This is a genomic window from Bifidobacterium saguini DSM 23967 (assembly GCF_000741715.1).
In the GTDB taxonomy this organism is placed as follows: Bacteria; Actinomycetota; Actinomycetes; order Actinomycetales; family Bifidobacteriaceae; genus Bifidobacterium; species Bifidobacterium saguini.
Window position 1 is genome coordinate 1 of the sequence record NZ_JGZN01000017.1, and the last position, 11,558, is coordinate 11,558.

Below are 11,558 nucleotides of genomic sequence, written 5' to 3' on the forward strand. Positions count from 1 at the left end.
CTGCCCGTAGTACGAGAGGACCTGGGTGGACGAACCTCTGGTATGCCGGTTGTCGCGCCAGCGGCACGGCCGGTTGGCCACGTTCGGAAGGGATAACCGCTGAAAGCATCTAAGCGGGAAGCCTGCTCCAAGATAAGCATTCCATAGGCCCTCGGGCCTTGAACCCCCCATGTAGAACACGTGGTCGATAGGCCGGACGTGGAAGCCCCGCGAGGGGTGGAGCCGACCGGTACTAACGGGGAAAGGCGAAACCTTCACGCCGACACCTTCGATTGTCGGCGACCGTGCTGCGCACAGTGACACGCGGACGACAATGACGGCACTATGGTCGGTCACCGCGGTCGGAAAACGAATACCAATGACAGCGTCCACCATCCGGTCCCCAAACCACCACTAGGCCGGCCAAGACATGGTCTTGGACCGTATAACAGAAGATTTGCGGCGGTCATGGCCCAGGGGAGACGCCCGGTCCCATTCCGAACCCGGAAGCTAAGGCCTGGCACGGCGATGGTACTGCACCCGACAGGGTGTGGGAGAGTAGCACACCGCCGCATACACACGTCACACAGGCCCGGTAGAGCACACGCTCCCGGGCCTCAACTTATATCTAGACATTTGTGGTTCGTCCGTATAATGCACGAACCACAAATGTTCAAATGTTCTTTCTATATGTCAATGCGTTCTTTACACTAAGAGATTGCTATGCATTACTTCACCCCCAAACGTTGCGCCACCTCGAACAAAATCATGTACCACGACAAGGTACAGGCGCAGCGTGCCGCCGATCAAAGTTTTATTGAGCGCGGGGCGGAACTCTGGGTGTATCGCTGTGAATATTGCAATTGCTGGCATTTAACCCATCGTGATCCACAACTTAGCTACAAGCATGTGCCACTCAACCAAGAATTAAAGCCTCACAGCCGCAAACGTGGCTATAAGCCTCGTCGCCGCTAACTACGTTATCCTCTGATATGCAGCAGTTTTACCAATATTGCCAAACGAAACAGTCAGCGTATACGCAATAAATGTTTGCACCGATTGGTCGATTTCCACGCTTAAGGCGAATACAACAGCAACGGATTACTTAGGGAAATCGTTAGAACGCGGCTGAGGGGACATCCAGTGTGCGGTCTCACACAATGAGACCGAACACTGGAGCATGAGGTTACATTGTTGGGCTTATATATTATTTATCTCTCTACTTATCCAGTTCGAAGCCTTGTGCTGCGGCCTTTGGCAGCAGTGTCTGGCGGCTGACATCCTGACCGCTGACCGTGGCAATCTGATCACTGAATGCGTCCACCGGGCGGTCGGTCTGACGCAAATCGTAGTACTGATGCACTTCGGCATCGAAATCATCGAGTGCGGTAAGAGTATCAGTAGCTGCATCATCAGCCGGATACATGTTCTCGAAGAACTGCATCTCACGCGGCATACGCGGCTTCAATGCCGGCTCCTGATCAGGCTTGCCGATAGCCAAGCCCAGCACCGGATACGTGTACTTCGGCAGCTTCAGTGCGTCGATAACACCCGGAATATCGTTCAGAATCGAACCAAGAATCACGCAACCGAGCCCCAACGAATAAGCGGCAGTTTCCATCGCATGCAGTGCCAGCACGGCGTCATTCTGCGCCTGAGTGAAGCGATAACTGTACTTCAAGTGGAATGCATCAGACGCAGGATTGATGCCCTTGCGCTCAGCAATGCGGGCGTTGCGGTGCTCGTCGATTACGAACACGTACAGCAGTGGAGCTGTGGCGATATACGGCTGATGGCCGAATTCAGCCATCTTGGCCTTGAGTTCTGGATCGGTGATGCGAATGGCAGACCAATCATTCAGAAACTGGCTGGATGCAGCATGCTGGGCAACGGTTTCAAGAGTGGCAACGGTATCGGCATCGATGACCTCATCCTTGAACTTACGAATGGAACGACGGTTCAGCAGCGTCTCAATAGTGGAATTAGTAACCATACCTGCAATTGTTGCACGCAGGGCCGCGCCTGAACATGTGGATGCTCTCAGAGCGAATTACTTGCCGGCCTTGCGATGCATGCGGTCCACAAATGCTTGAGAACTATGATCGGAAAGCTGGGAAACCACGGCTCCAAATGCTGCAGAGATTGCAGCGAACGCCAAACTCAGCAGGAAGCCCTGAGGTGCATCGGCGGCAAGTCCTTTACGAATATTGCGGCGGGCCACACCCTTGTTCCACACCATTTGCAGCATTTTGCCGGCAATAAGACCAGCCACAGTCGGTACTGCGGACTTGATGAGCTTATCTCCCAATGAATCCGGGTCACTGAGCCTGCGCTCGCGTGCAGCGTTGACGGCATCGTCGACGCGGTGCAGCCCCTGGACCACCTGATCGGCTTCAGTGGAAAATGCGGAGTTCGGTTCATCACTCATAGTCACCAGTCTAAAACACAGTCGAATCATACTGAATCATAAAAGGCGTGTGGCGTGGGTAGAGTCTCGGCCTGACGAAGACTACAGTGGAGGCATGAGCGAACAGAATGTGAATGGCACCGTCGCCGTTGAATCATCTCGTGGTGGGTCAGGTTTTTTGGTGTTGTTGCGCCACGGGCAAACCGTGTGGAGCGAATCCGGGCAGCATACAGGTCGCACGGATATTCCGCTAACCGAAGTTGGCCGTCAGCAGGCCGTGGACGCGGGGGAGCGCTTGCGTGAGGCTTTCCCGGATGGGTTTGCGCCGGATTGTGTGTTCTCCAGCCCGCTTAAGCGCGCTCGCCAGACCGCTGAATTGGCCGGATTCGAAGGTTGTGGTGTGCTCGATGGCATTGCCGAATGGGATTACGGTCGAGCTGAGGGACGCACACGCCAACAGGTGAGCGAAGCCAGCGGCTTTACATGGGATATTTGGCGCGATGGGCCGCGCTCACTGAACCCTGATTTGGAGGGGGACTGGGTGGAGACGTTGCCTTCCGGCGAGCGGGTTCCCGTGCACAATGGCGAGGGTGAGACCTTGGACGAGGCTGCTGCTCGTGCCAAGGGCGCTATTGACGAGGTGCTGCCTCGGCTGGAGAGCGGCCATAATGTGCTGCTGGTGGCGCATGCCCATATTCTGCGTATTCTGACCTCGCAGTGGCTGGGTGTGGATCCGCATTTCGCGCGCCTGCTGCGTCTTGATACTGCGCATTATTCGGTGCTGAGCGTATACAAAGGCGATCATGTGATTGAGCGGTGGAACGCTTGATTGTGATGCTGCTATGTAGTGCTGCGCGCTGATCGGTGTGCGCGGCTGCTGCGCGCGCTAGTGTATGTGGCCGTTGTGCATTTGTGCTCGCGTGAATTCGTAAGCCCGCTGTATAGGCGGGCTTTTGCTGTATTGAGGTGGTTGTTTTCTGCATTTGCGCGAGGGGCAATGCGAAAGGGGTGCTGTCTGCAATGCTTCTTCTGTGCTCGTATGCGTAGGTATTGCTGGGATGTGACGGATTTTAGCGGCTTGGATTGCAAACGATGGCGGTAAGTGCCGATAGTTGACGAGAACGTAGTCATTTTTATGTGATTTGTCTATGTTTGCGCTCTCATTTATTGCGAACGCTTGCATTCTAGAGCTTTGTAATAAACCCTTGAAAAATTAGTGTTTCTTCAGTATTTATGCGTTCGCCGAGGTTCTTTAATGCAATTTAGGCGCGCCGGTAATGCCATCGTTTGCAAAAAGAAGCAAACCGTTGCACAATAGTGCATGTCGATAGTTGTGAAGGTGCTGCTAACGGCATCGCTTCTAACCGGAACCCGATTGGAAGCCTCGATGAAAGAGAAAGGTTCGAAGATGAATCGCACAATCAAGTCTGCGGTTGCAGTAGCGGCTATTGCTGCAATGTCTCTGGGCACTTTGGCTGCCTGCGGAAGCTCCACTTCCGGCGATGACGCCAAGGGCAAGGTCTACTACCTGAACTTCAAGCCGGAAGCCGCCGATCAGTGGGTTGCTCTGGCCAAGGAATACACCAAGGAAAAGGGTGTAGAAGTCAAGGTGCAGACCGCAGCCTCCGGCACTTATGAGCAGACCCTGAAGTCCGAAATCGCCAAGACCGAAGCCCCGACCCTGTTCCAGGTCAACGGCCCGGTTGGCTACCAGAACTGGAAGCGCTACACCGCTGATCTTTCGAACACTGACATCTACAAGGAGCTCACCAACCAGAATGTGGCTCTGAAGGATGGCGACAAGGTTGTGGGCGTGCCGTACGTGATGGAAACCTACGGCCTGATTTACAACAAGGACATCCTCAACAAGTACTTCGCTCTGGACGGTGCCAAGGCCACGTCCATCGACGAGATTGACAACTTCGATACGCTGAAGGCCGTGGCTGACGACATGCAGGCCCGCAAGGATGAGCTCGGCATTCAGGGTGCGTTCACCTCCGCTGGCTTCGATTCCAGCTCCGACTGGCGTTTCAAGACCCACCTGGCCAACTTGCCGCTCTACTACGAGTTCCAGAAGGACAAGGTCACTGAGCAGCCGGCCACCATCAAGGGAACCTACCTGCCGAACTACAAGAAGATCTTCGATCTGTACATCACCGACTCCACCACTGATCGCACTCAGCTGAGCGCCAAGACCGGCGATGATGCCAACTCCGAGTTCGCACTCGGCGAGGCCGCCTTCTATCAGAACGGTACTTGGGCTTGGACCGACCTGCAGAAGGCCGGTATGAAGGCCGAATCCGTGGGCATGATGCCGATCTACATCGGCGTCAAGGGCGAAGAGAAGCAAGGCCTGGCCACTGGTTCCGAGAACTACTGGTGCATCAACGACAAGGCTTCCGATGCCGACAAGAAGGCCACTGAGGACTTCCTCTCCTGGGTGATTACCTCCGACGCCGGCAAGAAGGCCCTTTCTCAGGACATGGGCTTCACCACCCCGTTCAAGACCTTCGATGATGTCAAGTTTGACAACCCGCTGACCGAGGCCGCCGTCGAGGACCAGAAGTCCGGTAAGACCCAGGTTTCCTGGAACTTCACCATGATGCCGTCTGAAGAGTGGAAGAACAAGGTCGGCCAGGCCCTGCTCGGGTACGCTCAGGGCACCGGCAACTGGGATGCTGTGAAGACCGCCTTCGTGGACGGTTGGGCTTCCGAGTACGCAGCTTCTCACTGAGTTTTTCACTGAGTTGATTGGGTGATTCCCCCGAATCGCCTAATCAACAACTGTGAGAGTCGCAATAACTGCAATAACTGAACATTAATAACTGAAAAAACGGCGGCACCTTGTGCCTTTCCCCTCCTTCGCATGAGATGCCGCCCATTCTCTTACTCCACTTCATGTGTCTCCTTCTCCTTAAACGTGTGGGCCCGTCGCTCTGAATGAACGACGGGCCCACACGCGTTGTTAGACGGGGTTGTTGGGCGTTGTTAAGCGGAAGAGCCAGATGAAAGACTGTAGGTTTTCTAACACTGACTGTAGGTTTTTGAACAAAAAACGTTGGAAATCCTACAGTTGGCGTCCAAAAACCTACAGTCTTTATATAAATCCCTACAGTCAGTGTTGGGAAACCTACAGTCAGCGTTCAAAAACCGTCAGTCATGGGAGGGATGGTAGGTTTTGTGCGTCTACTTAACGCGCGACGTTGACGCGCGAACCACCAGATGCGCCGGACAGCTTACGAACGGTTGCTCGATGGTCTTCTCCTCGATAAGATCAAGCGTCATGCGGGCGGCCTTGCGTGCCATATCCACTGGATCCTGTCGAATCGTAGTCAGACCAATGTCGTCGGTGTAGAAGCTGTCGTCATAGCCGATAAGCGATACATCGCCAGGCACGGAGAAACCGTTGCGTTCCAGCTGGAACAGCAGCGGAAGCGCAATACCATCTTCCTGACAGGCGATGGCAGTGGGCATTTCATCCAAACTTATCAACTGAGTGACCACATCGCTGATTTCATAATGACCGTCCGCATTCACCTTGCAGACGATGACCTGCGGCTCGATGCCTTCCTTGCGGCAGCAGGCGGTAAAGGCGTTGAATCGGCTCTGCACGGAGAAGCTCAGTGAAATCTCGCGATCCGTGCTGATATACGCAATGCGGCGGTGTCCAAGAGTAACCAGATGGCGCGCGGCCAGCGTAGAGCCTTGTGCATCATCAATGTTGACGGCTGCGGTGAATCCGCGGGCTTGTGCATCAACCGAGTTGATGCCGACAATTGGCACATCCACTGAAGCAAGCTGTGCGATTTCATTGTTGTCGATATCGAACGACACCACAATCACGGCGTCCGCATTGCGGCGCACGGGCAGCATTTCAAAGAATTCCTTGCGTTCCTCAATACTGGAGATCTGGAAGATTGAAATATCGTATCCCTCCGCGTGAAGCACTTCGTTGAGGCCTTCAATCACGGAAGCGGTGAACCACAAGCGAATGTGGCCGCTCATCAGCACTGCGATGCGCAGCGAACGACCGGATTTCAGTGCGGCTGCAGAGCGGGAGAGTGAGAAATTCAATTTATCTGCGATAGCCAGCACGCGCTCGCGGGTTTTGGCCGAGACCAGGTCCGGTCTGGTGAACGAGCGGGAGACGGTGGAGATGGAAACCCCGGCTTGTTGTGCGACGTCTTGGATGCTCGTGGACATTCGTGCCCCTTTGCGTGAGGAAACTGGTTTGGATTCGACTTCTTAAGTGTACATGTGATTTCCATACGACAAGAAGATGAAAACGATTGTATTGCAAACGTTTGTAATACCGAATCAATAATAAAGAAAATGGCTTAAATAAGCCGTTTTATGGACTGAAAAGGTAGTCTATGCAAGTGATTGACAAAGCTGGGAAACGCGATAAATGACAACGTTTGACATATTGCTGTGCAGCATTTACGATATTCGTAGGCTTGAACAAGGGCGAGACTGAGCGATCAGTACCCGTTCGGCGGGCTGATACTGAGAATGTTCCGCTTCGACGCACGATGTAGTGCAGCGGACTCAAGGAGGAGGAAAGTCATGATCAGCATGGCTGGTAAGGCGATACGCAGGTGGTGGGCGCTATTCGCGCTACCTACGTTTGCCGCATTCATTATCGGATTTTTGGTGCCGTTCATCATGGGCGTGTACCTGAGCTTCTGTGAGTTCACCACGGTTACCGACGGTGAATTCGTATGGTTGAAGAACTACACCAAAGCGCTGAAGGATCCGGAATTCCTGCATGCTCTTGGCTTTTCTACGGCGTTCACCATCGTGACCACCATTGTGATCAACGTGGTTGCATTCGCCATCGCCTACATGCTGACCAAGGCCATTAAGGGCTCCACAATCTTCCGTTCGGTGTTCTTCATGCCGAACCTCATCGGCGGCATCATTCTGGGCTACATTTGGCTGCTGCTCCTGAACGGCGTGCTCGCCCACTGGGGTCGCGCCCTGACCTACAAGGCTTCCTACGGCTTCTGGGGCTTGGTCATTCTGGTGTGCTGGCAGCAAATCGGCTACATGATGATCATCTACATCGCCGGCCTGCAAGCGCTGCCCACCGACGTGCTTGAGGCAGCTGCCGTAGATGGCGCGAACGGTACCCAGACTATGTTCCGCATCATCATCCCGCTGATGATGCCGTCCATCACCGTGTGCTCCTTCCTCACCGTGACCAACGGTTTCAAGCTTTACGATCAGAACCTCGCTTTGACCAACGGCGCACCAAGCAACATGTCTGAAGGTTTGGCATTGAACATCACCCGTACCTTCTACGGCCGCATGGGTTGGGAAGGCGTCGGCCAGGCAAAGGCTGTGCTGTTCTTCATCCTGGTGGCGATCATTGCACTTATTCAGAACAAGCTCACCACGAGCAAGGAGGTGGCAGCCTGATGAACGAGAACAAGCCCGTGAAGCATGGCCCGGTCTGGACTGCTCTGTTTACCGTCGTTTCACTCTTCTGGATTTTCCCGATTGTTCTGGTCTTGATCAACTCCTTCAAGCAGAAGGCGTACATCTCCAAGAACGCATTCTCCTTGCCGACCGGCAAGGCATTCGTGGGATTCGAAAACTATACGCGTGGTGTTGAAACCACACAGTTCTTCGCATCCTTCGGCTGGACCCTGCTCATCACCGTGGGCTCTGTGGTGCTGATTTTGGTGTGCACGTCGATGTGCGCATGGTGGATTGTGCGCGTGAACAATTGGGCAGCCAAGTTGCTCTACACGTTGTTCCTGTTCAACATGATTGTGCCGTTCCAGATGGTGATGTTCACCCTCTCCAAGATTGCCGATATGTTGAAGCTCAACACTCCGTGGGGTTTGTGCATCGTTTACCTCGGTTTCGGCGCCGGCCTGGCCGTGTTCATCTTCACCGGTGTGATTAAGGGCATTCCGCAAGAGCTTGAGGAATCCGCCATGATCGATGGTGCTTCAGTACCGCGCATCTTCTTCCAAATCGTGGTGCCGATTATGAAACCGTCGATTGTGTCCGTGGCCATCCTTGAAGCCATGTGGATCTGGAACGACTACCTGCTGCCGTACCTGACTCTCGACCTCGGCAAGTACAAGACCATCTCTGTGGCCGTGCAGTACTTGAAGGGTGGTTACGGTTCTGTGGATATGGGCGCCATGATGGCCTGCCTGGTGCTCGCCATCATCCCGATCATCGTCTTCTACCTCGTCTGCCAGAAGTACATTGTGAGCGGTGTTATGGCTGGGGCTGTTAAGGGATGATGACTAGTGTCATCATCCCTTAGGGGGAAGTCCGGTGGACTTTCCCCAAGCCCCAGCCTGAGCGAGGCGGTAGCCGAGCGAAGGTGATGTTGAGCCTCGCCATAGGCGAGTCCGTAATTGCAGGGCCGTCAAGGGCTGAGCTAAGGACTGAGCTTAGTCGTTGGCCGAGCGCAAGAAATTCGGGTAAATAGAGGCATCTTCCCGAATTTCTTGCGTTGAGCATTAGTCAGTGCAAAGAATTCGGGAGAATAGGGTTGCTTTCCCGAATTTCTTGTAGTGAGCGGCTGTCAGTGCAAGAAATTCGGGAGATAGCCAGTAATTTCCGGAATTTCTTGCGCGTTGATGATGTGGCGCTGACGTGTAGCGTCATAATGCAAGAGGTACGTATTTAATAACGGCTAAAAGGAGACTTGATGAACTGGCTTGCGCCCGATTCCAAATTTATGCGTGCGTGGGGCAATCTGGTGGACGGCGTACTCGTCAATCTCCTAATGTTGGTCACTTCCATCCCCATCTTCACCATCGGAGCTGCGCTCGCCGCCGGGCAGAGTGCCAGCCGCAAAGCCTTGGAGGGCGAAGGCAAAGGTGTCGCCGCAAACTACTTCAAGGCATTCAAATCGAACTTCGCTAAAGCCACACTGTTGTGGCTGCCGTTCTTAGTCGTACTTATCGGACTGGTTTATTCGTGGATTGTGTTGCAGATTACGCCACTGCTTGTGCCCAAGTTTGCGCTGAGCATCCTGTGGATTATTGGTTTTGAATGGGTGTTCGCACTGCAGGCTCGATTCGAAAATACGGTGGGCGGCACATTGAAGAACGCCTTTATCTTCGGTATCTCCCATATTATTGCCACGATGATTTTGGTGGCTATCGATGCAGTATTCGTGGCATTACTGGTCGCCAGCTGGTTCTATATGCCCGGTGGATTATTTCTGTTGGTGGTGCTGGGCTACGGATCAATGTTGATGATTCATGTGCCCATCACCGAACGCGTCTTCAAGCCGTATTTGACGGCATAATTGCGTATTTTGTCTCGGTAGCTTGTAAGCGCTGGAATTGCGTTACCGGGGCCGAAAATCTTGTCTCGGTAGCGCAACTCATCAGGCAATTGCGCTACCGAGACAAGAGAGACCCATAAATTACTTCTTAGCCTGCGTCAGCTGATAGGCCACGAACAGGATGGCCAGCCAGATCACGCCGGCGATGACGGCCACGCGGTAGCTGGCGGAGAAGCACATCAGCACCACCACAAGTGCGAGGAACGCCAATACGACCCACGGGGTCACTTTGGCGAACGGCAGCTTAAAGTGAATGGAATCCAGCGCTTCCTGGCCGGACTTGCCAGACAGCTCGGTATCCTCAGGGGCTCCACCAGCGGCAACCACCTTGCGGAACTTCATCTCCGTGAACATGATCATCGTCCAGTTGATGATGCCGGCGATCGTGGCGATTGACATCAGATAGTTGAACGCAAACTCAGGCCAGACGAACACCACGACCACAGCAATCGCGGTAATCACGGCGGACGTCAGCACGCCGGCCACCGGTACGCCCTTGGAATTCAAACGACCCAGGTATGCGGGCGCGTTGCCCTGCTTGGCCAGCGAGTACAGCATGCGGGAGTTGGCGTACAGGCCGGAGTTGTAGACGCTCATCACGGCGGTGAGGCACACGAAGTTCAAAATGCCGGCGGCTGCATGAATGCCCACGGAATCAAAAATCTGCACAAACGGGCTGGACTTGCCATCGATGGTGTTCCACGGCACCACGGCCATAATCACGCCAAGAGCGCCGATGTAGAAGACGAGGATTCGCCAAATGATGTCGTTAGTGGCGCGTGGGATCGTGGTGCGCGGGCCCTCGGTCTCACCTGCGGTGATGCCGATCAGCTCGGTGCCGCCGAAGCTGAACATCACCACGACCAAAGCCATCAGCAGGCCGGTCCAGGAGCCATCGGAAGCGCGTCCCATCAGACCATTCGGGAAGAATCCGCCGCCCACGGTGAACCAGTTAGCGAAGCTTGCCTTGATGCCAGATGCGGTAGGCAAGGCGAACACAATCACGGCGAGGCCGCCGATAATCATGGCGATCACAGCCACAATCTTGATAATGGCGAACCAGAACTCGAATTCGCCGAACTTGGAGACACCGAGCAGGTTCGCTGCGGTAATCAAAACCAGGAACACGGCGGCCGAAACCCACGTCGGGATAGCTGGGAACCAATAGTTCACGAAGCTGCCCACCACGGCCAGCTCCACCATAGACACCAGAATGTAGTTGAACCAGTAGTTCCAGCCGGAGATGAAGCCGGCTCGCTTGGACCAGTAGCGGGTGGCGTAGTAGCTGAATGCGCCGGCCTTCGGGTCTTCCACCGACATTTCGGACAGCGCGCGCACGATCATGAAGATTGCAAAGCCACCGATTAAGTAGGCCAGCAGAATGGATGGGCCTGCCAACGCGATGGATTCGCTGGAGCCGTAGAACAGGCCGGTGCCGATGGCACCGCCGAGGGCAATCAGCTGAATATGGCGGTTTTTCAAGGATTTACGCAACGTTGCCGGCACTGGCACGTCGTCGGTTTCGCGCGGCTTGGTGCTGGGCGCTTCATTCGTACTCATAGTGATTCCTGTTTCTCTCAGTTCTCATGCTCGCGTATATATGGCGCTATGCCATCGTGCAGCCCGCCAATATGCGCAATGCGGGCCATTGTAAGCCGATTTGATTACGATTGCGCGCCAGCATGGGTTGTCATGGACGGCGAAGATACGTTCAATCATAAAAAGTTCAATTTATGAAGCTGGAAATTGAACTTTTTGCAATTGCTGACATACGCCAATATCGCTGCTTGAACTCATGTATCGCACTGGTAAACGGCATGGTGCTAAAGTTTGAACTTGCATTGAACAAGC

10 protein-coding genes and 2 rRNA genes are annotated in these 11,558 nt (G+C 54.2%); 8 read left to right on the forward strand and 4 right to left on the reverse strand.

Annotated elements, in window-relative coordinates; all coding sequences use genetic code 11:
* The 3 genes from BISA_RS10485 to BISA_RS12665 form a co-directional block, all read left to right on the forward strand.
* Window positions 1-255 (forward strand): 23S ribosomal RNA (locus tag BISA_RS10485); the annotation flags it as partial.
* Window positions 256-437: 182 nt separating this feature from the next.
* Window positions 438-554 (forward strand): 5S ribosomal RNA (gene rrf / locus BISA_RS10490).
* 148 nt (window positions 555-702) lie between these two features.
* Entirely contained in the window at window positions 703-954 is a 252-nt protein-coding gene (locus BISA_RS12665) for a hypothetical protein (RefSeq protein WP_033891898.1), read from the forward strand.
* A gap of 244 nt (window positions 955-1,198) precedes the next feature.
* Here the strand turns inward: BISA_RS12665 and BISA_RS10500 are convergent, their stop codons facing one another.
* The gene (locus BISA_RS10500) at window positions 1,199-1,972 is read right to left on the reverse strand and encodes a nitroreductase family protein (RefSeq protein ID WP_033891899.1); all 774 of its coding nucleotides are present in this window, start codon (window positions 1,970-1,972) and stop codon (window positions 1,199-1,201) included.
* 57 nt (window positions 1,973-2,029) lie between these two features.
* Window positions 2,030-2,407, reverse strand: coding sequence for a DUF4235 domain-containing protein (locus tag BISA_RS10505; RefSeq protein WP_033891901.1), 378 nt, complete (start codon window positions 2,405-2,407; stop codon window positions 2,030-2,032).
* 94 nt (window positions 2,408-2,501) lie between these two features.
* Here BISA_RS10505 and BISA_RS10510 point away from each other — a divergent pair, with 94 nt between their 5' ends.
* Both BISA_RS10510 and BISA_RS10515 read left to right on the forward strand, forming a co-directional pair.
* Window positions 2,502-3,215, forward strand: a complete 714-nt coding sequence (locus BISA_RS10510) for a histidine phosphatase family protein (RefSeq protein ID WP_033891902.1) — start codon at window positions 2,502-2,504, stop codon at window positions 3,213-3,215.
* A gap of 558 nt (window positions 3,216-3,773) precedes the next feature.
* Entirely contained in the window at window positions 3,774-5,120 is a 1,347-nt protein-coding gene (locus tag BISA_RS10515; RefSeq protein WP_033891903.1) for an ABC transporter substrate-binding protein, read from the forward strand.
* 452 nt (window positions 5,121-5,572) lie between these two features.
* Here the strand turns inward: BISA_RS10515 and BISA_RS10520 are convergent, their stop codons facing one another.
* Window positions 5,573-6,589 (reverse strand): LacI family DNA-binding transcriptional regulator, encoded by a 1,017-nt coding sequence (locus tag BISA_RS10520; protein WP_033891904.1) that lies wholly within the window; start codon window positions 6,587-6,589, stop codon window positions 5,573-5,575.
* 363 nt (window positions 6,590-6,952) lie between these two features.
* On the opposite strand from BISA_RS10520, the gene BISA_RS10525 reads away from it, so the two are divergent.
* From BISA_RS10525 to BISA_RS10535, 3 genes are all read left to right on the forward strand, one after another.
* Window positions 6,953-7,807, forward strand: coding sequence for a carbohydrate ABC transporter permease (locus BISA_RS10525; RefSeq protein ID WP_033891906.1), 855 nt, complete (start codon window positions 6,953-6,955; stop codon window positions 7,805-7,807).
* Window positions 7,807-8,649, forward strand: coding sequence for a carbohydrate ABC transporter permease (locus tag BISA_RS10530; RefSeq protein WP_033891907.1), 843 nt, complete (start codon window positions 7,807-7,809; stop codon window positions 8,647-8,649). Before BISA_RS10525 ends, BISA_RS10530 begins: the two co-directional genes overlap by 1 nt.
* 413 nt (window positions 8,650-9,062) lie before the next feature.
* Complete coding sequence (locus BISA_RS10535; protein ID WP_033891908.1) at window positions 9,063-9,668, forward strand: DUF624 domain-containing protein; 606 nt, start codon at window positions 9,063-9,065, stop codon at window positions 9,666-9,668.
* Between the two features lie 120 nt (window positions 9,669-9,788).
* Here the strand turns inward: BISA_RS10535 and BISA_RS10540 are convergent, their stop codons facing one another.
* Window positions 9,789-11,267: an amino acid permease gene (locus BISA_RS10540; RefSeq protein ID WP_033891909.1), complete on the reverse strand. Its 1,479-nt coding sequence runs from the start codon at window positions 11,265-11,267 to the stop codon at window positions 9,789-9,791.
* Window positions 11,268-11,558: the final 291 nt, after the last annotated feature.

Coding starts and splice junctions, on each gene's coding strand:
- BISA_RS12665 (WP_033891898.1), top strand. CDS start 703: ATGCATTACTTCACCCCCAAACGTTGCGCCACCTCGAACAAAATCATG.
- BISA_RS10500 (WP_033891899.1), bottom strand. CDS start 1,972: ATGGTTACTAATTCCACTATTGAGACGCTGCTGAACCGTCGTTCCATT.
- BISA_RS10505 (WP_033891901.1), bottom strand. CDS start 2,407: ATGAGTGATGAACCGAACTCCGCATTTTCCACTGAAGCCGATCAGGTG.
- BISA_RS10510 (WP_033891902.1), top strand. CDS start 2,502: ATGAGCGAACAGAATGTGAATGGCACCGTCGCCGTTGAATCATCTCGT.
- BISA_RS10515 (WP_033891903.1), top strand. CDS start 3,774: ATGAAAGAGAAAGGTTCGAAGATGAATCGCACAATCAAGTCTGCGGTT.
- BISA_RS10520 (WP_033891904.1), bottom strand. CDS start 6,589: ATGTCCACGAGCATCCAAGACGTCGCACAACAAGCCGGGGTTTCCATC.
- BISA_RS10525 (WP_033891906.1), top strand. CDS start 6,953: ATGATCAGCATGGCTGGTAAGGCGATACGCAGGTGGTGGGCGCTATTC.
- BISA_RS10530 (WP_033891907.1), top strand. CDS start 7,807: ATGAACGAGAACAAGCCCGTGAAGCATGGCCCGGTCTGGACTGCTCTG.
- BISA_RS10535 (WP_033891908.1), top strand. CDS start 9,063: ATGAACTGGCTTGCGCCCGATTCCAAATTTATGCGTGCGTGGGGCAAT.
- BISA_RS10540 (WP_033891909.1), bottom strand. CDS start 11,267: ATGAGTACGAATGAAGCGCCCAGCACCAAGCCGCGCGAAACCGACGAC.